Source organism: Micromonospora reichwaldensis, assembly GCF_031845925.1.
GTDB lineage: Bacteria > Actinomycetota > Actinomycetes > Mycobacteriales > Micromonosporaceae > Micromonospora > Micromonospora reichwaldensis.
Genome location: NZ_JAVRFL010000006.1, coordinates 1 through 24,391 on the forward strand (window position 1 = coordinate 1; position 24,391 = coordinate 24,391).

Sequence of the window (24,391 nt, forward strand, 5' to 3'; positions counted from 1 at the left end):
AAGCTACGCGCCGCGCTGTCGAGCTGCCCCACGGATGAGGGCACGGCTCCGTTCGAGCGGTCCCTCCGGTAGGCCCCCGGGTGGTCCCATGGACGGGGCAGCTCGACAGCGACAACAAGCCCTCCCCACACGGCCGCCGGACCCACCCACGCACCCCACGCGGTCCCATCGACGGGGCAGCTCGACAGCAGCCGGCCAGCCGCCCCGCAGGCCGCCCGCGACCGGCCGGCACGCTGACGGCCACCAACGCCGCGATCCCACCGACGCGCCACGCGCGGCCCGGGAACGGGCGGGGTCAGACCCGGCCCGGGAACGGGCGGGTCAGACGTAGAGGGAGGTGAAGGGTGCCCAGGGCAGGTTGCGCACGATCGTGAAGGCCAGCCAGGCGGCCAGGAAGACGCCGATCACCCGGGAGCTGATCCGCAGCTCTGGCAGGCGCCAGCCGAACGCCTGCTTCCCGGCCCAGGCAACGAAGAGGTAGGCCAGGAAGGGCAGCGCGAAGACGAAGAGGAAGTGGTGTCGGGCGGCGGCCGGCAGGTCGGCGTGCAGCACGTACCAGAGCGCGCGGGTGCCGCCGCAGCCCGGGCAGTCAAGCCCCGTGGTGAGCTTGAGCAGGCAGCTCGGCGCGGCGTCGGGCGCCGAGCGGGTGGGGTCGCTGATCAGCGCGTAGCCGATGCCGGCGGCGACGCAGCCGAGCGCGGCCAGCGGCACCGCCCAGCGCGGGGAGCGCTCGTAGAGGCGGACGACGAAGCGGGTGAGCCGGTCCGGCTCGGCGACGGGGTAGGCCGCCGCCCCCGGATAGGGCAAACCTGGATAGGGCGACCCCGGATAGGCCGCGCCGGGGTGAGGCGGATCCGGATGGGGCGAGCCCGGGTGGGGCGGATCCGGATGGGGCGAGCCCGGGTGGGCAGGCGCCTGGTCCGTGGGCCGTCCGTCGGCCGGTGCGGCCGGTCCAGCCGGGCTGGCCTGGGGCGGGGCGTCGAGCCCACCCGTCTGCGGATGCGGCGGGGAGGCCGGTCCGTCAACGCTCGTCACGTCGCTCACCGTACACCGGCCACGCCCGCCAGCGCCGCGGCCAGCGGGACGGCCAGGTCGCCGGCGGCGGGCGGGGCGACCGCGTCCAAGCCCAGCCACCCGGCGAGTCGGTGCAGCTCGGCGGCGAGCGCCAGGGCGGTCTCGCCCGCATCGACGCCCGGCTCGCCCCAGGCGGCCGGCACCAGCAGCACGCCAGCCTTGCGGTCGGCCTTCAGGTCGACCCGGGCGGTGAAGCGCTCCCCCTGGAGGAAGGGCAGCACGTAGTAGCCGTACACCCGTTGCGGTGCCGGCACGTAGATCTCGATGCGGTAGCTGAAGTCGAAGAGCCGCTCGGTGCGGGCCCGCTCCCAGACCAGCGGGTCGAACGGGCTGACCAGCGTGTTGCCGCGCACCCAGCGGGGCAGCCGCGCCCCGGCGTGCAGCCAGGCGGGCCGCTGCCAGCCCTGCACGGCGACCGGCAGCAGCTCGCCCGCCTCGACGAGCTCGGCGATGGCCTGCCGGGCGCCGGCCACCGGCAGCCGGAAGTAGTCGCGCAGCTCCGGCTCGGCGGCCACCCCGAGCGACCGCGCGGCGATGCCCACCAGCGCACGGTGGGCCTCCGCGTCGCTCGGCGTGGGCGCGTCGAGCACGGCGGCCGGCAGCACCCGCTCCGGCAGGTCGTAGCGGCGGGCGAACGACGAGGTGCGCTCGGCGGCCGTCATCTCCCCCGCCCAGAACAGGAACTCCAGCGCCCGCTTGACCGCCGACCAGTTCCACCCCCAGTTGCCGGTCTCCCGGGGCGCGTCGTGCTCGATCTCGGCGGCCGTGAGCGGCCCCCGGGCGGCCACCTCGTCGCGGACCCAGGCGACCAGGCCGGGCTGCTCCTCGGCGATGCGCCGCATCCCGCCCCAGGAATCCGAGCGGGACCGGGCCATCCGCCAGCGCAGCGCCGGATGCAGCCCGACGGGCACCAGCGACGCCTCGTGGCCCCAGTATTCGAACAGCTCCCGGGGGCGGCGGTAGGCGGCGTCGTCGAGCAACGCGGTCGGGTAGGGCCCGAGCCGGCTGTAGAGCGGCAGGTAGTGCGCCCGTTGCAGCACGTTTACCGAGTCCATCTGGATCAGCCCGACCCGGTCGAGCACCCGGCGCAGGTGCCGGCGGGTGGGCACGCCCGTGGGCGCGGGGTCGGCGAAGCCCTGGGCGGCGAGCGCCACGCGGCGTGCCTGGGCGAGCGAGAGCGATTCCGGTGCGGCCATCGTCGGGCACCCTAATCCACCGGTACGACACCGGTGCGGACGCTGGACCCGTCACCCGCCGAGGCATAGAACGGACGCATGCTCACGATTCGCCGCGAGGAGCCCGACGACGCCGAGGCGGTCGCCCGGGTGCACATCCACGGCTGGCAGGCCGGCTACGCCGGGATCATGCCCGAGGAGGTGCTGCGGCGGCTCAACGTCACGGCCTGGGCGCAGCGCCGCCGGGACCTCGGCACCGCCGACCCGGAGCACCCGTTCACCACCCTGCTCGCCGAGGTCGACGGGACGCTGGCCGGATTCACCACGTTCGGCCCGTACCGCAACAACCAGGACCGTGGCGACCTCGACGCCGCGCACGGCGAGGTGGTGGCGATGTACGTCGAGCCGGACCGCTGGGGTGACGGCACGGCGCGGGCGCTGCTGGCCGCGGCGCGCGACGGGCTGGTCGCCCGGGGCTGGTCGGACTACCGGCTCTGGGTCCTGGAGGCCAACCACCGGGCCCGCCGGTTCTACGAGCGGGCCGGGCTGTCACCGGACGGTGAGCGGTCGACCTATCCGGTGCCGCTGGCCGGCGGGCGACCGCCGGTCGGGCTGGTCGAGCTGCGGTACGCCGGACGCCTCGGCGGCTGACCCGGCCGGCGTCGCCCGACGGCGGTTGCTCCGGCCCGGGTCGCCCCAGTGACGGATGGGCAGGAACGCCAGCAGCGCCAGGCTGATCCAGACGTAGGTGTTGCTGCCGAGGAAGCCGTCGAGCCCGGTGAAGTCCTTCTCCCAGGCCCAGACGATCCGGCTGATCAGGAAGCCGTACCCGACGATCGCGGCGCCCAGCAGGACGCGGCGCCGGCGGCTGCCGGCGGGCGCGGCCATCCCGTTGTCGACCAGCAGGATCAGCGCGGGCAGCAACCAGACCAGGTGGTGTACCCAGGTGACCGGGCTGACCAGGCACATCACCGCGCCCGTCAGCGCCAGGCCGGTCGCCTCGTCGCCGGCGGCCACGGCGGCACGGGAGCGCCAGGCCCACAGCGCCAGCGTGGCGAGCACGAGCGCCAGCCAGGCCAGGGTGCTCGGGTGTTCCGGATTGAGCCGGGCGACGACGCCGCGCAGCGACTGGTTGGAGACGAACGCCAGCTCACCCACGCGGCCGGTGTTCCACAGCGCCTCCGTCCAGAACTCCCGCGAGGCGTCGGGGAAGAGCGCGGCGGCCAGCAGGGTCACACTCGCCGCGGTGGCCATCGAGGTGACCGCGGCCCGCCAGCGGCGGGTGACCAGCAGGTAGACGATGAAGATGCCCGGGGTCAGCTTGATCGCGGTGGCCAGCCCGATGCCCACGCCGGCCCACCGGTTGCCGGCCGGCAGCAGCCGGAGCAGGTCGATCGCGACCAGGAAGAGCAGCAGCATGTTGACCTGGCCGAAGTTGACCGTCTCGCGCATCGGCTCGTACGCGGCGGCCAGGCAGAGCGCCACGGCGAGGGCGAACCAGCGGGTCCAGCCGGAGCGGCGGGAGACCGGGTCGATCAGCCACCAGAACAGCACGGCGGTGACCACCACGCTGGCGGCCACGCTCACCGCGATCGCCGCCCACCACGGCAGGTACGCCATCGGCAGCATGACCAGGGCGGCGAAGGGCGGGTACGTGAAGCCGTACTGGGTGCCGGGCTTGAGGAAGTCGTAGATCTCCCCGCCGTCGTGCACCCACCAGGTCAGCGCGCCGTAGTAGACCTTGAGGTCGAAGAAGCCGTGCCGGACGGCCGCGACGGACAGGAAGGCGGTCACCGCGACGGCGAGCACGACGACGCCGACGACCTGCTGAATCGTCCGTCGGGGACCCTGCGCCACCATCGCCTCCATCGCCCTGCGTAGGCTTCCGTCCCATGGCTCTCGGGTACGTCCGCCCGGCGCGTCCGGAAGACGCCGGCGAGATCGCACGCATCCAACTCGCGACCTGGCGGGTCGCCTATCGCCGGATCCTGCCCCGGCACGTGCTCGACAACCTGGACGAGGCGTGGCTCGCCAGGCGGTGGAGCGCGGCCGTGCAGGAGCCGCCCTCCGGCGCCCACCGGGTGCTGGTCGCCGTCGAACAGGCCGAGCAATCCTATCTGGTGGGGTTCGCCGCCTCCGGTCCGGCCGACACCGAGGCGCTCGCCCCGGGTGAGCCGGCGGAGGTCCTCGGGCCGGACGTCGCCGCGGTGACGGACCTGCTGGTGGAGCCGCGCTGGGGCCGGCGGGGGCACGGCAGCCGGCTGCTCGCCGCGACCGTCGACCTGTGGCGGGCCGACGGGTTCACCCGCGCGCTGGCCTGGGCCTTCGACGGCGACGCGGCGACCCGGAAGTTCCTCACCAGCACCGGCTGGGAGCCCGACGGCGCGGCCCGCGCGCTGGACGTGGAGGACATGCTCGTCCCGCAGGTGCGGCTGCACGTGGCGGTGCCGGGGGAGGCGGATCCGGCGGACGCGACGCCCACCGAGGCGACGCTCCCGGACCTGACGCCGGATGCGTCGTCACCGACACCGGCGACGCCCGGGGACTGACCGGGCCGGGCGTGCCGGACCCGGATCGCACCGGGCCGGGCGTTCCGGACCCGAAGCGCACCGGGCCGGGCGTTCCCGCGCCCGGATCGCACTGATTCGCGCTCCCCGGCCCGCCGGTGCCGGCGATCCGCCGGACACTGTCGGGGGTGTCGCCTACCGTGACCCCATGGTCGCGGTGGCGGCGTCCACGAGAGGGAGGCATCGGGCATGTTCGCGGACACGATGGCGTGGAGCAGTTTCTCGGTGGACGACCCCGGCCGCGCCGAACGGTTCTACGCCGACACGCTCGGCCTGCGGGTGTCGCGGGACGACGGCATGGGCGGCCTGCTGACGTTGCACCTCGCCGGGGGCCGGGACGTGATGGTCTACCCGAAGGCGGACCACACCCCCGCGGCCCACACGGTGCTCAACTTCCCCGTCGACGACGTCGACCGGGCCGTCGACGAGCTGACCGCGCGTGGGGTGCGGTTCGCGCACTACCCCGGGATGCCCCAGGACGACAAGGGCGTCATGCGCGGCAACGGGCCGACGATCGCGTGGTTCACCGACCCGGCCGGCAACATCATGTCGGTGATCGAGGAAGGCTGACCCGGTCAGGCGCGCGGCGAGCCCTGGGTGGACGCAACGAGTTCGACGACCAGTTCGTCGTCCTCCATCGCCCCGGTGGGCACGAAGCCGAGGCTCGTGTAGAGGCGGGCGGCCTGGGCGTTGTCGGGGTGGTAGGAGAGCCGGACGGGGTGACCGCCGTCCTGGCCGCCCAGCCACGCGGCCAGGGTGCGCACGGCCGCCCGACCGACGCCCCGGTCCTGTTCGGCCGCGTCGACCACCATGCCGCCGATCCAGCGGGACCCGTCGTCGTCGACGCCCCACATGACGTGCCCGGCGACGGTCTCGTCCGCGTACACCGCCAGTGAGGTCCACACGTCGGAGCGCATGGTCAGCAGCAGGTAGCGGGCGGCCAGCGCCGCCACCCACCCGCGCTGGTCGTCGCGCGGGGCGACGTCGGCCACCGCCCGCCAGTTGTCGTCGTCCACCGGGCGCAGGGTCACCCGGCGCCCGGCCCGGTCGGAGAGTCCAGAATCGATCACCCGGGCAGCCTAGGGGCCGCCCGGGTGCCGCCGCCACGGGATTGCCCGTCAGTCGAGCAGGGCGTCCAGGCCGACGGTCAGCCCGGGCCGGGTGCGGACCGCGCGGACGGCCAGCAGCACGCCGGGCATGAACGAGACCCGGTCGTACGAGTCGTGCCGGATGGTCAACGTCTCCCCCACGGTGCCGAAGAGCACCTCCTGGTGGGCGACGAGGCCGGTGGCGCGCACGGCGTGCACGCGTACCCCGTCGATGTCGGCGCCCCGGGCGCCCGCGACCTCGTCCTTGGTGGCGTCCGGCACCGGGCCGAGCCCGGCCTCGGCGCGGGCGGCCGCGATCAGCCGCGCGGTGTGCGTGGCGGTGCCGCTGGGGGCGTCCAGCTTGCGGGGATGGTGCTGCTCGACGATCTCGACCGACTCGAAGTGTCGGGCGGCTCGGGCGGCGAACTGCATCATCAGCACCGCGCCGATGCCGAAGTTGGGGGCGATCACCACACCCACCCCGGGCTTGTGGGCCAGCCAGCCGCGCACCCGCTCCAGCCGCTGCTCGGTGAAGCCGGTGGTGCCGACCACCGCGTTGATGCCCTGGTCGATGCACCAGTGCAGGTGGTCCATGACGACGTCGGGGGTCGTGAAGTCGACGACCACCTCGGCCCCGGCGTCGGACGCGGCGAACAGGCCGTCGCCCTCGTCGACCATGGCCACCAGCTCCATGTCGGCGGCGGCGTCCACGGCCCGGCACACCTCGACGCCCATCCGACCCCGGGCGCCCAGCACGCCGACCCGGATCAGCTCGTCCGGGCTCTTCTCCTGCTCGTCAGTCACGGGGCACAACCTATCCCAATCGGGACGCGCGCATCCGGGCAGACCGTCAGCCGCCATCCGGGCCGACCGTCAGCGGCCGGGACGCAGCCATCCGGGCCGACCGTCAGCCGTCGGGACGCGCGCACCCGGGCAGGAGTGCGGGACGGGTCAGCGGGCGGCGAAGTCGTTCGCGCCGAACGGGCCGACCACGGCCAACGACATCGGCCGGCTCAGCAGCTCGGCGGCCAGGGTGTTGACGTCGGCCACGGTGACCGCGTCGACCCGGCCGAGCAGCTCGTCGACCGGCATCAGGTGGCCGTAGAGCAGCTCGCCCTTGGCCAGCCGGCTCATCCGCGAGCCCGTGTCCTCCAGCCCCAGCACGAACGAGCCCTTGCTCATCCCCTTGCCGCGGGCCACCTCGGCCTCGGTCAGGCCGTCGGCGGCCACCCGGTCCAGTTCGGCCCGGGTCAGCGCCAGCACCTCGTCGACCTTGCCCGGGGCGCAGCCGGCGTAGACGGCGAAGAGGCCGCTGTCGGCGTACTGGCTGGCGTAGGAGTAGACCGAGTAGGCGAGGCCGCGCCGCTCGCGGATCTCCTGGAACAGCCGGCTCGACATGCCGCCGCCGAGGATGTTGTTGAGCACGCCGAGCGCGAAGCGCCGCTCGTCGAGCCGGTCGATGCCGGGGCAGCCGAGGATGACGTGCGCCTGCTCGGTCTCCTTCGGCTCCACCAGGGTGGTGGCGGGCTTCGTGCGTACGGCCGGGGTGGCCGACCGGTGCGGCGCGGGCGTCGCCGGGTCGGTGTCCAGCGGGGTGCCGCGCAGCGCCTGGCGGACCAGCTTGACCACCGTGGCGTGGTCGAGGTTGCCGGCGGCGGCGACGACGATCCGCGGCGGGGTGTAGTGGCGGCGGTAGAAGCCCTGGATCTGCCGCCGGGACATCGGCGTGACGGTCTCCTCGGTGCCGGAGATCAGCCGACCCAGCGGATGGTCGCCGTAGGCGGCCCGGGCGAAGAGGTCGTGCACCTCGTCGCCGGGCTCGTCGTCGTGCATGGCGATCTCTTCGAGGATCACGCCCCGCTCGGTCTCCACGTCGGCCGGCTCCAGCAGCGAGTCGGCGACCGCGTCGCACATGACGTCGATGGCCAGCGGCAGGTCCTCGTCCAGCACGCGGGCGTAGTAGCAGGTGTATTCCTTGGTGGTGAAGGCGTTGGTCTCGCCGCCCACCGCCTCGATCTCCGCGGAGATCTCCAGCGCGCTGCGCTTGTTGGTGCCCTTGAACAGCAGGTGCTCCAGGAAGTGCGCCGCGCCGGCCTGCGGGCCGGTCTCGTCGCGCGAGCCGACCGCGACCCAGACGCCGAACGAGACGCTGCGCATCGCCGGGATCGCCTCGGTGAGCACGCGCAGCCCGCTGGGCAGCACGGTACGGCGTACCGTGCCGCCCAGCGGGTCGTCGCTGATGGTGCGGGTCACCGCCCGGGAGGCGCCGCCGGAGCGGGTTGTCCCGGTGCCCCGGTGCGAGGCCCCTGCGGGGCCCGGGACGGACGCCACCCCCCGTCGATCCGGCGGAAACGGCGCGCTGACGGCCCGACTCACGTGTTGCTCCCAGATCGACGAGGGGTGGGTGATGCGATGGTGCGGTGCGTCAGCTGCGCCGGGTACGGCGGCGCGGACGCTCGCCGCCCTCGCCACCCTCGCCGCCGCCCTCGCCGCCGCCCGGGCCACGACCGCCCCGGTCGCCGCCGCGCTCACGGTCGCCCCGGTCGCGCGGAGCCCGGTCGTCCCGGTCCCGGCCGGCCGGACGCTCGCCGCCGGCGGCCTCGCCGGCGGCCGGCGCCTCGGCGCCCTCCGGGCGGACCTTGTCCAGGTAGATCTTGCCGCGGGCGTCGATGTCCGCGATCTCGACCTCGACCCGGTCGCCGACGTTGAGGAAGTCCTCGACCTTCTCGACCCGCTTGCCGTCGCCCACCTTGGAGATGTGCAGCAGGCCGTCGCGGCCCGGCAGCAGCGAGATGAACGCGCCGAACGCGGCGGTCTTGACCACCGTGCCGAGGAAGCGCTCCCCGGCCTTCGGCAGCGTCGGGTTGGCGATGCCGTTGATCCGGTCCACCGCCGCCTGGGCCGACGGGCCGTTGGTGGCGCCGACGTAGATCGTGCCGTCGTCCTCGATGGAGATCTCGGCGCCGGTCTCGTCCTGGATCGCGTTGATGGTCTGCCCCTTCGGGCCGATCACCATGCCGATCTTGTCGACCGGGATCTTGACGGTGGTGACCCGCGGGGCGTACTCCGACATCTCGGCCGGGGCCTCGATCGCCGCCTGCATCACGCCGAGGATGGTCTGCCGGGCCTCGTACGCCTGCTGCAGCGCGGCGGCCAGCACGTCCGACGGGATGCCGTTGAGCTTGGTGTCGAGCTGGAGCGCGGTGACGAACTCGGGCGTGCCGGCGACCTTGAAGTCCATGTCGCCGAACGCGTCCTCGGCGCCGAGGATGTCGGTCAGCGTCACGTACTCGGTCTTGCCGTCCACCTCGTCCGAGATGAGCCCCATGGCGATGCCGGCCACCGGCGCCTTCAGCGGCACACCGGCGGAGAGCAGGCCCAGCGTCGAGGCGCAGACCGAACCCATCGAGGTGGAGCCGTTGGAGCCGAGCGCCTCGGAGACCTGCCGGATGGCGTAGGGGAACTCCTCGCGCGACGGCAGCACCGGGATCAGCGCCCGCTCGGCGAGCGCGCCGTGGCCGATCTCGCGCCGCTTCGGCGAGCCGACCCGGCCGGTCTCACCGGTCGAGTACGGCGGGAAGTTGTAGTTGTGCATGTAGCGCTTGCGGTTCTCCGGGGACAGGGTGTCCACCATCTGCTCCATGCGCAGCATGTTCAGCGTGGTGACGCCCAGGATCTGGGTCTCGCCACGCTCGAACAGCGCCGAGCCGTGCACCCGGGGCAGCACGCCGACCTCGGCGGTCAGCGGGCGGATGTCGCGCGGGCCGCGGCCGTCGATGCGGACCTGCTCGCGCAGCACCCGGTTGCGCACCTCGGACTTGGTGAGCGACCGGAAGGCGGCGCTGAGCTCCTTCTCCCGGCCCTCGAAGCGACCGCCGAGCTCCTCGGCGACCTTGGCCTTGATGCGGTCGAGGGCCTCCTCGCGGTCGGCCTTGCCGGCGATCTGGAGGGCCTCGGCGACCTCGGCGCGGGCCAGGTCGGCCACCGCCTCGTAGACGTCGTCCTGGTAGTCCAGGAACACGGGGAACTCGGCGACGGGCTTGGCGGCCACCTCGGCCAGCTCGCTCTGCGCGCGGCACAGCTCGCGGATCGCCGGCTTCGCGGCCTCCAGGCCGCTGGCCACGATCTCCTCGGTCGGCGCGGTCGCGCCGCCCGCGATCAGGGTCACGGCGTGCGGCGTCGCCTCGGCCTCGACCATCATGATCGCGACGTCGCCGTCCGGCAGCGAGCGGCCGGCCACGACCATGTCGAAGGTGGCCCGGGCCAGCTCCTCCAGGGTCGGGAAGGCGACCCACTGGCCGTCGATGTGCGCGACCCGGGTCGCCCCGATCGGGCCGGAGAACGGCAGGCCGGAGAGCTTGGTCGACATCGAGGCGGCGTTGATCGCCACGACGTCGTAGGGGTGCTGCGGGTCGAGCGCGAGGATGGTCTCGACGACCTGGACCTCGTTGCGCAGGCCCTTGACGAAGGACGGGCGCAGCGGCCGGTCGATCAGCCGGCAGGTGAGGATCGCGTCCTCGCTGGGGCGGCCCTCGCGGCGGAAGAACGAGCCGGGGATGCGGCCCGCGGCGTACATCCGCTCCTCGACGTCGACGGTCAGCGGGAAGAAGTCGAACTGCTCCTTCGGCTGCTTGCCGGCGGTGGTGGCGGAGAGGACGACCGTCTCGCCGAGCTGGGCGACGACGGAGCCGGCAGCCTGACGGGCCAGCCGTCCGGTGGAGAAGGTGATCTCACGGGTGCCGAAGGACCCGTTGTCGATCACGGCGGTGCGGGATTCGGTGCCGAGGTTGGTCTCGGTCATGGTGCTGTCGTGCTCCTTCGCATCGGGGGCCCACGACGCGGGGAGCTGCTCAGACGGCCGGTCTTCGATCGAAGCGCCCGGGTGGCCGGCGCGAGGCCGGGGTGCCCGGGGGCCACTACCGGAGACCGGTACGCTGACCGGCTCCCTTTTCAGGTGGTCGCGCGGCCCGGTTTTCGTGTGGCGGCGAAGCGGGGGAGCGGCCCGGTCGGGCCACTCCCCCGTCACGTCACCGGCGCAGACCGAGCCGCTCGATGAGCGACCGGTAGCGGTTGATGTCCTTCTTCTGGACGTAGTTGAGCAGCCGACGGCGGCGGCCGACCAGCAGCAGCAGCCCACGGCGGCTGTGGTGGTCGTGCTTGTGCACCTTCAGGTGCTCCGTCAGCTCGGCGATCCGCTTGGTGAGGACCGCGACCTGCACCTCCGGCGAACCGGTGTCGCCGTCGGCGGTCGCGTACTCCGCGCGGATCTTGGCCTTGGCTTCCTGGTCGAGCGCCATGTTCTCCCTGTTTCGTGGGTTGTTCGATGATGTCCGTCGGATCGGTCAGTGGACCGGAAACGGACCGGTACCTCGCACCCGCGGCGTCGTGCAGGCACGCGAGGCCCCACGTCGGTCAGCCGACGTCCCCGCCAGACTACCAGCCCTGCCGGGCGGCGGCCTGTCAAGGGCCGCGACGCGGTCAGCCGAGCACGCGCCGGGTCCGCTCGACGTCCTGGTTCATCTGGGCGATCAACGGCTCGATCGCGTCGTAGCGGATCTGCCCGCGCAGGTGCGCCACGAAGTCCAGCGCCAGCCGCTCGCCGTAGAGGTCGCCGGTGAAGTCGAGCACGTACGCCTCCACCCGCCGCTCCCGGCCGGAGAAGGTCGGGTTGGTGCCCACCGACACCGCCGCCGCCAAGGGCTCGGCGTGGCCCCGGCGCACCAGCCGGGCGGCGTAGACGCCGTCGGCGGGCACCGCCGCGTACCGGTGGCAGAGCAGGTTGGCGGTGGGGAAGCCCAGCTCGCGGCCGCGCTGGTCGCCGCGCACCACCACGCCCTCCACCCGGTGCGGGCGGCCGAGCGCGGCGGCCGCCGCCGTCACGTCCCCCGCGTCGACGCAGGAGCGGATGTACGTGGAGGAGTAGACCGTGCCCGCCTCGGCGACCAGCGGGGCGCCCTCCACGGCGAAGCCGAAGGTGCGCCCGAGCCGCTCCAGCAGCGCCACGTCGCCGGCGGCCTTGTGCCCGAAGCGGAAGTTGTCCCCGACCACGACCAGCGCGGCGTGCAGGTGCTCGACCAGGATGTCGTGCACGAACGCCTCGGCGGGCAGCCGGGAGAACTCCGGGGTGAACGGCACCACGCAGAGCACGTCCACGCCGAGCGCCTCGATCAGCTCGGCCTTGCGGGCGGTCTCGGTGAGCACCGCCGGGTGCGAACCGGGGCGCACCACCTCGGCCGGGTGCGGGTCGAAGGTGACCACCACCGACTGCACGCCCAGCTCGCGGGCCCGGGACACGGCGTGCCCGATGGTCGCCTGATGTCCCTTGTGCACACCGTCGAAGACGCCGATGGTGACGACCGACCGCCCCCAGCCGCCGGGCGCCGCGTCGTACCCCCGCCACCGCTGCATGCCGCTCCTCCCCTGCCTTCCGTGGCGGCCCGCACCGGCCGCCGTCCCCCGCCCCCGTCAGGCGGGGGCGAGCACGATCTCCGCGCGGGCCCGGCCGCCCCGCTCGCTGACGATAGCGATCAGCCCGCCGTCGGGGCCGAAGACCGCGTAGGGGCCGGCGGTTCCCACCGGGTCGAGCGGACCGCCGTGGGAGAGCACCTTCGCCTCGTCGGCGCCGGCCTCGCGGCGCGGGAAGAACCGGTCGGCCGCCGCCGCCAGCGGCAGGTTCACCACCTCGGGGGCGCGCTGCTCCAGCTCGTCGAGGGTGGCGGCCTCCGCGAGGGCGAAGTTCCCGACGGCGGTACGGCGCAGCGCCGTCAGGTGCCCGCCCACCCCGAGCGCCAGGCCCGCGTCCCGGGCGATCGCCCGGATGTACGTGCCGGAGGAGCAGGTCACGTCGATGTCCACGTCGACGACGTCGGGCGCGTCGCGGCGTACCGTCAGCAGCTCCAGCCGGGACACCGTGACCCGGCGGGCGGGCAGCTCGACGCTCTCCCCCTCGCGCACCCGCTTGTACGCCCGCTGCCCGTCGATCTTGATGGCGCTGACGGCGCTCGGCACCTGGTCGATCTCCCCGGTCAGCGCGGCCAGGGCAGCCCGGACCGCCTCGTCGGTGACCTGGCCGGCCGGGGTGGTGGCGATCACGTCGCCCTCGGCGTCGTCGGTGACGGTGGCCTGGCCGAGCCGGACGGTGGCCGTGTAGCTCTTGTGCGCGCCGATCACGTAGGTGAGCAGGCGGGTGGCCCGCCCGACCCCGATCACCAGGACGCCGGTGGCCATCGGGTCGAGGGTGCCGCCGTGCCCCACCCGGCGAGTGCGCGCCAACCGGCGGATGCGCGCCACCACGTCGTGCGACGTCATGCCGCCGGGCTTGTCGACCACGATCAGACCGTCTGTGCTCACGACACCCAAGCCTGCCAGACCGGGCCGGAGGCCCCGCCGCCGCCCGCCCGGCGGACGGGTGTGTTCAGCGCCGCCGAGGTGGCGGCGGCCCTCGCCGACGCGGGCGACTTCTTCGGTCTGGCCGCCCCGGTGGTGTCCACCTCGAGGTGCCGAGGCTCAGCGCACCGCGCCGACCACGGCCCAGGCCCCGGAGCGCAGCCGCAGCAGCAGGGCCACCAGCCGGAGCACCACGAAGAGCGTGAGGCCCGCCCAGATGCCGCCGAGGCCGAGGTCGAGCCCGTACGCCAGCCAGATGGCGGGCAGGAAGCCGCCGAGCGCGGCCAGGAGGGTGAGGTTGCGCAGGTAGCGGACGTCGCCCGCGCCGATCAGCACGCCGTCGAGGGCGAACACGACGCCGGCCAGCGGCAGCATCGCCACGAACCACGGCCAGGCGAGCATGGCCTGCTCGCGTACCTGCGGATCGGAGCTGAACCAGCCGGGGACCACGCCGGCGCCGGCGGCGACGAGCACGGCGAACGCCACGCCGCAGACGCCGCCGAGCAGCCCGATCCGGCGGGCCAGGTGCCGGGCCGCGGCGGCCTCGCCGGCCCCGAGGGCGGCGCCGATCAGGGACTGGGCGGCGATGGCGAGCGCGTCGAGCACCAGGGCGGTGAAGAACCACAGTTGCAGGGCGATCTGGTGCGCGCCGACGGCGGCGGCCCCGAAGCGGGCGGCGACGGCGGTGGCGGAGAGGAAGCTGGCCTGGAACGCGACGCCCCGGATCAGCAGGTCCCGGCTGAGCGCCAACTGCTGCCCGATCAGCCTCGGGCGGGGGCGCAGCGAGACCCGTTCGGCGACCAGCGCCCCGGCGAAGAGCACCCCGCCGATGGTCTGCGCGATCACGTTGGCCACGGCGGAACCGACCAGTCCGAGCCCGGCCGGGTAGACCAGCAGCGGGCAGAGCACGGCGGAGAGCACGTTCGGGCCGAGCACGAACATCAGCGGGCGGCGCATGTCCTGCACGCCGCGCAGCCAGCCGTTGCCGGCGGCGGCGAGCAGCAGCCCGGGCGCGCCGAGCGCCGCGACCCGCAGCCACTGCGCGGCGGCGTCGGCCACCTCGCCGGGCCCTCCGGCGAGGGTACGCGCCAACGCCCCGCCGCCGATCTGCATGCCGAGCGCGACCAGCACCCCCACCCCGAGGGCCAACCACGACGCCTGCACGCCCTCGGCGACGGCGGACGCCCGGTCGCCGGCCCCGAACCGTCGGGCCGACCGCCCCGTGGTGCCGTACGCGACCACGGTGCCGAGCCAGGCGATGAGCGTCAGCACCGTGCCGCCGACGGCGAGGGCGGCCAGCGGCACCCGGCCGAGGTGCCCCACCACCGCCGTGTCCACGAGCACGTAGATCGGTTCGGCGGCCAGCACCACCAGCGCCGGCAGGGCCAGCGCGGCGATCCGGCGGGGCGCGACGGCGCGGGTTTCAAAGGCGACGGATTGGCTCATCGCCGCCGATCCTGACACGGTTAGGTAAGGATCACAAGGCGCATGGTTACTTACCAGGAGAGAGGTGGACGACGGTCACCGCACCGAGCAGGAGCACTCCCCCGACGAGCACCGGCACGGGCAGCGACTCACCCACGATCCAGCCCGCGAGCAGCACGGCGGTGAGCGGCTCCGCCAGGGTGGCCAGCGCGGCGGCGCTGCCGGTGATGCTGCGCAACCCGGCGTAGAAGAGGGCGTACGCCACCGCCGTGGTGACCACCCCGAGGTGGAGCAGCAGGCCGATCGGCGCGAGCCGGGCCGGGACGCCGATCCCCTCGGCCAGCGCGATCGGGGCCAGCGCCAACGCGCCGACCGCCGCCGAGACGGTGGTGAGCGTCATCGGCGCGACGCGCTGTGCGGCGTGCCGGCTCAGCACCGTGCTGGCGGCGTAGCCCACCCCCGAGCCGAACGCCGCGAGCAGCCCGAGCAGCGGGCGCGGCGCGGTCGTGCCCGGCTCCCCGACCGACACCGTGATCAGCACGAGGCCGATGACGCCCGCCACCAGGGCACCCAGCATCGTCCGCCCGGGCAGCCGCCGCGCGCGCAGCGACTCCCAGCCGAAGATGAGGACCGGGGCGAGCCCCAGGCTGACCACGGTGGCCACCCCGACGCCGCCCGACGCGACGGCGAGGAAGTACAACGCCTGGTAGCCCCCGAGCCCGATCCCGACGCCGACGAGGGCGACCGGTTCCGACCGCAGCGCCGCGAGCACCGGCCCGAGGCGGCGCGCGAGCAGGGCGACCAGCACCAGCGCGCCGATGGCGAGACGGTGGAACCCGATGGCCGTCGGGGTAAGCGTGGTGGACTCGCGGACGAGCTGCACGGCGACGCCGGTGGTGCCCCAGAGCACGGCGGCGCCGGTGACGTACAGCAGCCCTCGGCGTACGCCGCCGGCCGGGCCGCGGCGCGGGTGCGGAGCGGACGGGGACGCGTAGGGGCCAGACAGAGACGTTCGGGACACGGGTGCGCTCCAGGGCGGATCGAGACGCTGACAGGGGACGACGTCTGTCGGAGCGCACGCACGACGAAGAAGAGGCGGGCGTTACCACCTGGGTTCTGCGGCCCCGGTCAGGCGGGCCGCCGTGCGGAGGACCGGCCGCAGTCGCCGCACGCGGGGACGCGACCGGTGGTGGGGCGCTCCGGTCAGGAGCGCGGCGGGGGCAGAACGCCCTGGAACGGCCTCATGCCCGCACCCTAGCGCAGCACCGTCCCGGCGTGCCCCGGGGTTTCGGTGCCCGTCGGCGGCTCGGGCTGGCCGCCGAAGTACTCCGCCATCAGGCGGTCGACCCACTCCGGTTGCCGGACATCTTCCGGGAGGAACTGTCGCATCACCGGCTTGACGTCGAGGACCGGGGTGCCGTCGACCGCGTCCAGCCCGCGCACCCGCAGCTTTCGGCCGCCTGCCGAGACGACTTCGCAGACGGTGCAGCCGATCCGGTTGGGCCGTCGCGGACCACGGTCGGCGAACACCCCGACCTCGGGCAGGTCGGCCCGGCCCCGGGGCCGCGACGGCGGCCGGTAGTCCTGCCGTTCGGCGAGGCGGTCGAAGAAGAAGACCACCTCCACGTGGGAAAAGTCGGCGAGCCCGGTGAGACATTCCTCCCCGAAGCGCGGCTCGACCACGATGGTGCTCACCACGTCGCCCCAGTGGTCCGACTCGCCCGGGTCCACCCGCCCGTTGTGGACCCGCCCGATCGGGGTCACGGTGATCGTCGCCCCGGTCGCGAGGCACTCGTCGGTCTTCTTCGGGTCGGTCATCGACGTCCTTCCGGTTCGGGTCGGCGCGCGGGCGAGAACGCCGCAGACCGTACGGCGTTCTCACCCGCGCGGATCATCTGGTGCGGAGCAGGCGTACCGACAGCGGCGCGAAGACCGCCGTCAGGGCGACGCAGGCGACGAGGATCCCGCCGATCTGCCGGCCGGGCAGTCCCCCCGCCATGAGTTCCCGGCCAGGTGGCTGGAGGACGTCATCGGGCCCAGACGTCCTCGTCGACCAGGTCGCCCTGCTCGGCGGTGACGTCGCGGGCGACGGCGAACGCCGCGGCGGCCTCCGGCAGGCCCGGGGCGCCCGCGAGCGCCGCCCGCAGGGTCTCGGGCGAGTCCCACCGCCACATGTCCACCCAGGTCCGCTCGTCGACGCGGACCAGTCGGGTCTCGGTCGGGCCGTCGTACGCCGACCGGATCGCCTCGAGGAGCTTCGCCCGCCGCTCCAGCACGGTGTCGGCGTCGGCCGGCTCGGCCGTGAACCTGGTCGTCCGGATGAGGGTCATACCCTTAAGCCTTCCTCTAGAGTTCATTTTTAGAGTGCGACTCTAGTGTTACAGTAAGGCCATGCAACTGGTCAAGAGCGCCGGCAAGAAGGGCGAGCGGTCGCGGCAGACCCGGCGACGGATCCTCCAGGCGGCGTACGAACTGTTCGTCGACCAGGGTTACGGGGCGACGACCCTGCAGGGCGTCGCCGAGCGCGCCGGCGTCGCCGTGCAGACCATCTACTTCGCCTTCGGCAACAAGCCCTCGCTGCTCAAGGAGCTGGTCGACGTCACCATCGCCGGCGACGACGAGCCGGTTCCCACGTTGCAGCGAGCCTGGTTCCTCGACGCCGTCGCGGCCGACACCGCGGAGGCGCAGCTACGGGCGCACGTGCGCGGCACCTGCGAGGTGCTCCAGCGGGTCGCGCCGATCATGGACGTCCTGCGTGCCGCCGGCGGGCAGGACCCGAGCCTGGCCGGCCTGTGGCAGCAGGACAGCGATCCGCGCCTCGAGGTCCAGACCGCCGCGGCGCGCAGCCTCCTGGCCAAGCCCGGCGCCCGGGCGCGGCTCTCCGTCGAGGACGCTGCCGACGTGCTCTTCGGGCTGCTGAGTCCCGAGCTGTATCTCCTCTTCGTCCGCGACCGGGGATGGACACCGGAACGCTGGCAGCAGTGGGCCTACGACACGCTGCACGCACAACTCTGCGACTGACGCCGGGCCTGAGACGCGGACACTCAGGCCGGAAGACTGGACGCCCATGCCGGGAGACGCGGATGCTCAGGCCGGGGGCAGGAAGTCGCGCCAGTGGCGCGCCTCGGCGCGGCTGCGGAGCCGGGCCGCCGGAAGCGCTGGCGCGTGCGTGGCGATCTCGATGAGCGGCCGAGGACGGGACCGGCGGGGACAGTGCCACACGTACCGGAGGAACTCGGCGTCGATCGTGGTCCGGGCGGAGAGCCGCTCACGGGCGGGGGCGGCGGACGGCCGGGACCGGGGCCGGATGGGCGGTGACGCTGTCGGCGCGGGACGCCGGCGGCGTCACCGCCGGTCGGCGTCGGTCACTGACGGGTGTCCATGGACGTCTGCAGCGCGCGGCGCATCTGCTCGCGGGCCTCGTCGGTGGTCTGCGGCTTGGGCTTGCTCGGCATGGTGGTCCCCTTCCAGGGCGTGGGCCGCCGACCGGCGGCAGCCCTCACGGGCGGTCGTGCTGCGCGCCCGGCAGCGGTCCGGGGTCACCGGAGCGGCTGTGGGCAGCGAGAGCCCGGGTCGGTCCGACCCTGGAGGAAGGCGCCACCGGGTGCGGCGACACCGCCCACGGCCAGCGCCGCCACACGACGCCGGCCGATTCCCAAGCTATCGTTCAGTTCCACATGCTGCCCGGTGTTCCCGCGATTTGGACTCACGTTCGTCCGGAGCCGCGCGCGTCAACGGGTCCCCGACGGGCTGCGGCGCGGTCAGCGGGCCAGGAAGTGCCAGCCCAGCCACCACCAGAAGCCGAACAGGCCGATCCGGCCGACCGGCACCGGGCCCACCTCGTAGCGCATCACGTAGGCGCACACCTCGCCGAGCGTGGGGATCCGCGAGCCCTCGCGGCGGGCCGCCCACTCGACGGCGGCGAAGAGCACCAGGGAAACCAGGAAGCCCCCGATGGCCAGCATCCGCATCATCGCCGCACCAGCCCCCAGAACGCCGACAGCCAGCCCAGCCAGACCGCCGAGCGGACCAGCTGGTCCTCCAGCAGCGGATCGGCCAGCCGCGAGAAGGTGGGAAAGTCGTCCCCCGCCGCCAGCACGAACGTGGTCCCCTCGAAGACCCCGAAGACCACCACCGGCAGGGCCCACCAGGCCGCCGGGGTGCCCAGCCGGCGTGGCGCGGGCCGCCGGGGCACCCGGTTGCTCAGGCCCAGCCAGATCAGCACCCCGCCGGTGCCGAGGGTCCAGAGATTGGCTTCGGTCGAGAAGGACGGGAACCGGCCGCCGACCAGCGAGAGGCAGACGAGCACCGGCACGGTGACGGCGGGACGGTCCCAGGCGCGGGGCGCCTCGACGGTGAGGTCGTGGGGCTGTTCCATCCCGCGATTCTCCCCGTACTCGCCGCAACCGGGAAGACGGACACTCCCCGAGCTCTCCCTGATCTTCCCGTGCCGGGCCCTTCCGATCAGAGCCGGCCGGGGCCGGTCAGCGCGCCGTCGAGTTCCGCGCGGATCCGGTCGACGACCTCGTCGACCGTCCCCGAACCGGTGAAGCCGGCGGCGAAGCGGTGCCCACCGCCGCCCAGCGCGACCGCCACCCGGCTGACGTCGACCGCGCCCTTGCTGCGCATCGACACCGCCCAGTCGCCGGTCGGCGTCTGCTTGACCACGCAGCTCACGTCGGCCTCGGCGGTGCACCGGACCGAGTCGATCAGCGCCTCCAGCACGTACGGGCGCTGGTCGTGCCGGGCCAGGTCGTCCTGGGTCGCGTACGTCCACACCAGACCGTGCCCGGCGGCCCCGGCGGGTTCCAGACGGGCCCGGCCGAGCACCTCGCCGAAGAGGCGGACGGCGCCGAACGGCCGGGTGTCGAAGATCCGGCGGGAGATGTCACCGGGCCGGATGCCGGTCGCCAGCAGGCGGGCCGCCAACTGATGCACCGCCGGGGTCGTCGCCTCGAACCGGAACGAGCCGGTGTCGGTGCTCAGGGCGACGTAGAGGCACTCCGCGATCCCGGCGTCCAGCGGGACGCCGAGCCGGGCGAGCAGGCCCTCGGCGACCACCGAGGTGGCCGCCGCGTGCGGGTCCACCAGGTTGATCCGGCCGAAGCAGGTGTTCGACGCGTGGTGGTCGAGCACCAGCGCCGCGCCGGCGGTCTCCAGCCGGTCGACCAGGTCGCCGAGGCGCGACTCGCTGGCCGCGTCGAAGCAGATCACCAGGTCCGGGTCCGGGTACGCCTCGGCCGCCGGCACCAGCAGGTCGAGCCCGGGCAGCCCCCGGAACGGCTCCGGCACCTCCGGCGGGCCGGGGAAGGTCGCCTGCATCCGCCGCACGCCCAGCCGGCGCAGCCCGAGCCCGAAGCCGAGCATGCTGCCCAGCGCGTCCCCGTCCGGGTTGACGTGGCAGATCAGCAGCACCCGCCCGTCCGGCGGCAGGCCCCGCACGGCCGCGACGGCGGCGGCCCAGTCCGCCTCGGTCGGGCCGGAGTCGACCGGTGGCGGCGCCTCGGCGAGGGCACCACCGGTCGTGCCGCCGGAGGGCTCGGTCACCGCGGGTCCCCGCCCCGGGGCGGGGTCTCCTCGGCGTCCTCGTCGGCGTCGCGCGCCTCGTCGGCGTCCTCGTCCTCGTCCAGCCGGTACGGCTGGGGCTCACCCGCGTACTCAGCCCGGGCGGCGATGCGCTGCACCTCGGCGTCGGCGTTGCGGGCCTGGGCCAGCAGGTCGTCGATGTGCTTGACCTGATCCTGCACGTCGTCGAGGACGAAGGTCAGCGTCGGCGAGTGCCGCAGCCCGAGCGCCTTGCCGACGGTGCTGCGCAGCATGCCCTTGGCGCTCTCCAGCGCCGCCGCCGTGCCCGCCTGGGCCGCCGCGTCGCCGAGCACCGTGTAGAAGACGGTCGCGTCGCGCAGGTCGGCGGTGATCCGGGCGTCGGTGATGGTGATCATGCCGAGCCGGGGATCCTTGATCTGGCTGCGCACCACCGACGCCACCAGTTCACGCACCCGCTCCGCGTGCCGGCGTACCTTGGCCGGATCCGACATCTTCGCCACCTCCACGGCGTACCGCTCCCGGCCGCCGCCCGGCGACGCGGAGCGCCCCGGAGCCGACGGCCCAACAACTCGAACACTACCCGCGCGGCCACCCGCACCGCGCGCCGCCGGTACCGTCCCGGCCACCCGGCGGACAGGTGCCGCCGGGTCAGTCCTCTTCGCCGTACAGCCGCTGGCGCACCGAGAGCAACTCGGTCTCCGGCCGGCCGGCCACCAGGCGCTCGCAGGAGTCCAGCACCTCCCGGACGTGCGACGCCTCGGCGGCCACCACGGCCACGGCGATCTCGGCCCGACCGTGCAGGTCGAGCGCTCCCACTTCGGCGGCCGACACCTCGAAACGGCGCAGCGCCGCCACGATCGGCCGTACGTATGATCTCTTGGCCTTGAGCGACCTGGAGTCGCCCGGCAGCAGCAGGTCGAAGACCGCGGTTCCGGTGAACATCGCCCCGGACGATACCCGCACGACCCCCCACATGATCAAGGGGTTTACGCCTTTCGGCGCAAACCCCTCGATCAGTGGTTCAGCGGATCAGGCGCGAACCTTCTCCCGCATCTCGAAGGTCTCGATGATGTCGCCGACCTGGACGTTGTTGTAACCACCCAGGGTCAGACCACACTCGAAGCCCTCGCGCACCTCCGTGGCGTCGTCCTTGAACCGCTTGAGCGAGCTGACGGTGAGGTTGTCCGCCACCACCGACCCGTCCCGCAGCAGGCGCGCCTTGGCGTTGCGCCGGATGATGCCCGACCGGACGATGCAACCGGAGATGTTGCCGATCTTGGACGAGCGGAAGACGTCGCGGATCTCCGCGGTGCCCAGCTCGACCTCCTCGTACTCCGGCTTGAGCAGGCCCTTGAGCGCCGCCTCGATCTCCTCGATGGCCTGGTAGATCACGGTGTAGTACCGGATCTCCACAGCCTCGCGGTCGGCGATCTCGCGGACCTTGTTGGCGGCCCGCACGTTGAAACCGATGATCGTGACCGGCTCGGACGACGCGCTCGCGAGCATGACGTCGCTCTCGGTGATCGCGCCCACGCCCCGGTGGATGATCCTGAGCTGGACCTCCTCCGGGATGTCGAGGTTGAACAGCGCGTCCTCGAGGGCCTCCACGGAACCGGAGACGTCGCCCTTGAGTACCAGGTTGAGCGAGGTCTTCTCGCCCTCCTTGAGCTGCTCCATGAGCGTCTCGAGGGTGGCCCGGCCGCGGGAGTTGGCGAACGACGCCGCCCGCCGCCGTGCCTGCCGCTGCTCGGCGATCTGGCGCACCGTGCGGTCGTCCTCGGCCGCCAGGAACGTGTCGCCGGCACCGGGCACCGCGGTCAGACCGAGCACCAGGACCGGACGGGCCGGACCTGCCTCGGCGACCTGGTTGCCGTTCTCGTCGAGCATCGCCCGGACCCGGCCGTGCGCCCCGCCGGCGACGATGGAGTCGCCCGCCCGCAGGGTGCCCTTCTGCACCAGCACCGTCGCCACCGCACCGCGGCCCTTGTCCAGGTGCGCCTCGATGGCCACACCCTGCGCCGGCCCGTCGATCGGAGCGGTCAGCTCCAGCGACGCGTCGGCGGTCAGCAGGACCGCCTCGAGCAGCTCGTCGATGCCGATGCCCGGCTTCGCCGCCACGTTGACGAACATGGTGTCGCCGCCGTACTCCTCGGCGACCAGGCCGTACTCGGTCAGCTGCTGGCGGACCTTGTCCGGGTTCGCCTCCGGCTTGTCGACCTTGTTGACCGCCACCACGATCGGCACGTCGGCCGCCTTGGCGTGGTTCAACGCCTCGATCGTCTGCGGCATGACACCGTCGTCGGCCGCGACGACGAGCACCACGATGTCGGTGACCTGGGCACCACGGGCACGCATGGCGGTGAACGCCTCGTGACCCGGGGTGTCGATGAAGGTCACCGCGCGGTCCTCGCCCTCGTGCGGCACGTGGACCTGGTAGGCACCGATGTGCTGGGTGATGCCACCCGCCTCGCCGGCCACGACGTTCGCCTTGCGGATCGCGTCGAGCAGCTTGGTCTTACCGTGGTCGACGTGACCCATGACGGTCACGACCGGCGCACGGTCGACCAGGCGGTCCTCCGCGACCTCGGCGTCGAGGTCGATGTTGAACTGCGCGAGCAGCTCGCGGTCCTCGTCCTCCGGGCTGACGATCTGCACGGTGAAGCCGAGGTGCTCACCCAGCAGGAGCAGGGTGTCGTCGGAGCACGACTGGGTCGCCGTGACCATCTCGCCCAGGTTGAACATCTCCTGGACCAGCGAACCCGGGTTGGCGTTGATCTTGTCGGCGAAGTCCGACAGCGAGGCGCCACGGGAGAGCCGGACGACCTGACCCTGACCCCGGGGGGCACCCGAGCTCATGGTCGGGGCCGACAGGTTGTCGAACTCCTGTCTGCGCTGCTTCTTGGACTTGCGACCGCGCGTCGGCCGGCCACCCGGACGCCCGAAGGCACCCGCGGCGCCGCCGCCACGGCCACGACCGCCACCACCCGGACGACCGCCGCCGCCGGCCGGAGCACCCGGACGGAAACCGCCGCCCGGCGCACCGCCGCCGCCACCGGGACCGCCACGGTAGCCACCGCCGCCGCCGCCGCCACCGGGACCGCCGCGGAAGCCACCGCCACCGCCGCCGCCACCGGGACCGCCGCGGAAGCCACCGCCACCGCCGCCGCCACCGGGACGACCCGCGCCGCCACCGGGACCGCGACCGGCGCCACCGGGGCCGGGGCGACCGGTAGCGGGACGCTGGCTCGGCATGGAGGCCGGGCTCGGACGGGGCGGCATGGAGGCCGGGCTCGGACGCGGCGGCATGCCGGCCGGGCTGGGCCGGGGGCCACCCGGACCGGCGGCCGGAGGCCGCTGCTGCTGCTGGCTGCCCTGGATGCCGAACGGGTTGTTACCGGCGCCGCGCGCCGGCGGACGCCCGCCCGGACGACCACCCGGGCCCGGTGCCGGCGTGCCGGGACGACCGGCGGCCGGGGAACCCGGGCGGGGCGGCATGGCACCCGGACCCGGTCGGGGACCGGGACGGTTGCCACCGTCCGCCGGGGGCTCCCGGCGGACGTTCTCACGCTGCTGCTGCCGAGCGGCCTGGGCGGCCTTGACCGCCGCCTCCTGCTCGGCCTTCAGCGCGGCGGCACGCGCCTCGGCGGCCGCCACCTCGATGTCGTGGGCACTCGCCGGCTTGGCGACCGGGGCCGCGGGCTGCGGCGGACCGGGCACCGGGCCCTTGGGCTTGGGACCGGGTGCCGGCGCGGCCGGCCGCCGGGGCGGCATCGGCTTGGCCGAGACCCGGGGCCCACCGGGGGCCGGGGAGGGCGTCGGGGTCGGGGTCGGCGCCGGGGCGGCCGCCGGTGGGGCGGCCGGTGCCGGAGAACCGGCGCCGGCGACGAATGCGCTACGCAACCGTCGGGCGACGGGCGCCTCGACGGTGCTGGACGCGGACTTCACGAACTCGCCCATCTCCTTGAGCTTGGCGAGAACGGTCTTGCTTTCGACCCCGAGCTCTTTTGCAAGCTCGTGTACGCGGGCCTTACCTGCCACTGCACTCCTCACTCCGAGGTCGTGCGGGCAGCACCCGCAGCGACCTCACTCGTGCACTTGAAGCCTGGTCATTTCAGGGACTTCATCGTGT

23 protein-coding genes and 1 pseudogene are annotated in these 24,391 nt (G+C 73.9%); 4 read left to right on the top strand and 20 right to left on the bottom strand.

Annotated elements, in window-relative coordinates; all coding sequences use genetic code 11:
- Nucleotides 1–321: 321 nt before the first annotated feature.
- A complete protein-coding gene (locus RM555_RS30955; RefSeq protein WP_396888710.1) occupies nt 322–1,044 on the bottom strand; it encodes a DUF2752 domain-containing protein in 723 nt (240 codons plus the stop codon).
- The gene (locus RM555_RS06525) at nt 1,041–2,270 is read right to left on the bottom strand and encodes a winged helix-turn-helix domain-containing protein (RefSeq protein WP_311410877.1); all 1,230 of its coding nucleotides are present in this window, start codon (nt 2,268–2,270) and stop codon (nt 1,041–1,043) included. The genes RM555_RS30955 and RM555_RS06525 overlap by 4 nt, the downstream gene beginning before the upstream one ends.
- 78 nt (nt 2,271–2,348) lie before the next feature.
- On the opposite strand from RM555_RS06525, the gene RM555_RS06530 reads away from it, so the two are divergent.
- Complete coding sequence (locus RM555_RS06530; RefSeq protein ID WP_311410878.1) at nt 2,349–2,900, top strand: GNAT family N-acetyltransferase; 552 nt, start codon at nt 2,349–2,351, stop codon at nt 2,898–2,900.
- Here the strand turns inward: RM555_RS06530 and RM555_RS06535 are convergent.
- Nucleotides 2,799–4,109 (bottom strand): glycosyltransferase 87 family protein, encoded by a 1,311-nt coding sequence (locus RM555_RS06535; protein ID WP_396888712.1) that lies wholly within the window; start codon nt 4,107–4,109, stop codon nt 2,799–2,801. The genes RM555_RS06530 and RM555_RS06535 overlap by 102 nt on opposite strands.
- Nucleotides 4,110–4,141: 32 nt before the next feature.
- On the opposite strand from RM555_RS06535, the pseudogene RM555_RS06540 reads away from it, so the two are divergent.
- Together RM555_RS06540 and RM555_RS06545 are read left to right on the top strand one after the other, a co-directional pair.
- Nucleotides 4,142–4,714: pseudogene (locus RM555_RS06540) on the top strand (N-acetyltransferase family protein); the annotation flags it as partial.
- Between the two features lie 291 nt (nt 4,715–5,005).
- Nucleotides 5,006–5,386 carry a VOC family protein gene (locus RM555_RS06545; RefSeq protein ID WP_311410880.1) on the top strand — a complete coding sequence of 127 codons (381 nt, stop codon included), beginning with the start codon at nt 5,006–5,008 and terminating at the stop codon, nt 5,384–5,386.
- 5 nt (nt 5,387–5,391) lie between these two features.
- Here the strand turns inward: RM555_RS06545 and RM555_RS06550 are convergent, their stop codons facing one another.
- From RM555_RS06550 to RM555_RS06600, 11 genes are all read right to left on the bottom strand, one after another.
- Nucleotides 5,392–5,886 carry a GNAT family N-acetyltransferase gene (locus RM555_RS06550; RefSeq protein WP_311410881.1) on the bottom strand — a complete coding sequence of 165 codons (495 nt, stop codon included), beginning with the start codon at nt 5,884–5,886 and terminating at the stop codon, nt 5,392–5,394.
- A 48-nt stretch (nt 5,887–5,934) separates the two neighbouring features.
- The gene (gene dapB, locus RM555_RS06555) at nt 5,935–6,708 is read right to left on the bottom strand and encodes a 4-hydroxy-tetrahydrodipicolinate reductase (protein ID WP_311410882.1); all 774 of its coding nucleotides are present in this window, start codon (nt 6,706–6,708) and stop codon (nt 5,935–5,937) included.
- Between the two features lie 147 nt (nt 6,709–6,855).
- Nucleotides 6,856–8,280, bottom strand: coding sequence for a M16 family metallopeptidase (locus tag RM555_RS06560; RefSeq protein WP_311410883.1), 1,425 nt, complete (start codon nt 8,278–8,280; stop codon nt 6,856–6,858).
- Nucleotides 8,281–8,329: 49 nt separating this feature from the next.
- The gene (locus tag RM555_RS06565) at nt 8,330–10,705 is read right to left on the bottom strand and encodes a polyribonucleotide nucleotidyltransferase (RefSeq protein WP_311410885.1); all 2,376 of its coding nucleotides are present in this window, start codon (nt 10,703–10,705) and stop codon (nt 8,330–8,332) included.
- A gap of 226 nt (nt 10,706–10,931) precedes the next feature.
- On the bottom strand, nt 10,932–11,201 hold the full coding sequence (rpsO, locus tag RM555_RS06570) for a 30S ribosomal protein S15 (protein WP_121396038.1): 270 nt from the start codon (nt 11,199–11,201) through the stop codon (nt 10,932–10,934).
- A 181-nt stretch (nt 11,202–11,382) separates the two neighbouring features.
- The gene (locus RM555_RS06575; protein WP_132232840.1) at nt 11,383–12,312 is read right to left on the bottom strand and encodes a bifunctional riboflavin kinase/FAD synthetase; all 930 of its coding nucleotides are present in this window, start codon (nt 12,310–12,312) and stop codon (nt 11,383–11,385) included.
- 57 nt (nt 12,313–12,369) lie between these two features.
- Nucleotides 12,370–13,254, bottom strand: coding sequence for a tRNA pseudouridine(55) synthase TruB (gene truB, locus RM555_RS06580; RefSeq protein ID WP_311410886.1), 885 nt, complete (start codon nt 13,252–13,254; stop codon nt 12,370–12,372).
- Nucleotides 13,255–13,410: 156 nt separating this feature from the next.
- Nucleotides 13,411–14,736: an MATE family efflux transporter gene (locus RM555_RS06585; protein WP_311410887.1), complete on the bottom strand. Its 1,326-nt coding sequence runs from the start codon at nt 14,734–14,736 to the stop codon at nt 13,411–13,413.
- 46 nt (nt 14,737–14,782) lie between these two features.
- Entirely contained in the window at nt 14,783–15,736 is a 954-nt protein-coding gene (locus RM555_RS06590) for a DMT family transporter (RefSeq protein ID WP_311410888.1), read from the bottom strand.
- Nucleotides 15,737–15,969: 233 nt separating this feature from the next.
- Entirely contained in the window at nt 15,970–16,533 is a 564-nt protein-coding gene (locus RM555_RS06595; RefSeq protein ID WP_311410889.1) for an SAM-dependent methyltransferase, read from the bottom strand.
- A gap of 209 nt (nt 16,534–16,742) precedes the next feature.
- Complete coding sequence (locus tag RM555_RS06600) at nt 16,743–17,045, bottom strand: hypothetical protein (RefSeq protein ID WP_311410890.1); 303 nt, start codon at nt 17,043–17,045, stop codon at nt 16,743–16,745.
- 61 nt (nt 17,046–17,106) lie between these two features.
- On the opposite strand from RM555_RS06600, the gene RM555_RS06605 reads away from it, so the two are divergent.
- The gene (locus RM555_RS06605; protein ID WP_311410891.1) at nt 17,107–17,736 is read left to right on the top strand and encodes a TetR/AcrR family transcriptional regulator; all 630 of its coding nucleotides are present in this window, start codon (nt 17,107–17,109) and stop codon (nt 17,734–17,736) included.
- 740 nt (nt 17,737–18,476) lie between these two features.
- Here RM555_RS06605 and RM555_RS06610 read toward each other — a convergent pair.
- From RM555_RS06610 to infB, 6 genes are all read right to left on the bottom strand, one after another.
- Nucleotides 18,477–18,686, bottom strand: coding sequence for a DUF6186 family protein (locus tag RM555_RS06610; protein WP_207913944.1), 210 nt, complete (start codon nt 18,684–18,686; stop codon nt 18,477–18,479).
- Entirely contained in the window at nt 18,686–19,093 is a 408-nt protein-coding gene (locus RM555_RS06615) for a hypothetical protein (RefSeq protein ID WP_132232822.1), read from the bottom strand. The genes RM555_RS06610 and RM555_RS06615 overlap by 1 nt, the downstream gene beginning before the upstream one ends.
- A gap of 86 nt (nt 19,094–19,179) precedes the next feature.
- Nucleotides 19,180–20,157 (bottom strand): DHH family phosphoesterase, encoded by a 978-nt coding sequence (locus RM555_RS06620; protein WP_311411031.1) that lies wholly within the window; start codon nt 20,155–20,157, stop codon nt 19,180–19,182.
- A gap of 101 nt (nt 20,158–20,258) precedes the next feature.
- Nucleotides 20,259–20,753, bottom strand: a complete 495-nt coding sequence (gene rbfA / locus RM555_RS06625; protein WP_151454677.1) for a 30S ribosome-binding factor RbfA — start codon at nt 20,751–20,753, stop codon at nt 20,259–20,261.
- Between the two features lie 157 nt (nt 20,754–20,910).
- Nucleotides 20,911–21,204 carry a DUF503 domain-containing protein gene (locus RM555_RS06630; RefSeq protein WP_311410892.1) on the bottom strand — a complete coding sequence of 98 codons (294 nt, stop codon included), beginning with the start codon at nt 21,202–21,204 and terminating at the stop codon, nt 20,911–20,913.
- An 87-nt stretch (nt 21,205–21,291) separates the two neighbouring features.
- Nucleotides 21,292–24,300, bottom strand: a complete 3,009-nt coding sequence (gene infB / locus RM555_RS06635) for a translation initiation factor IF-2 (RefSeq protein ID WP_311410893.1) — start codon at nt 24,298–24,300, stop codon at nt 21,292–21,294.
- Nucleotides 24,301–24,391: the final 91 nt, after the last annotated feature.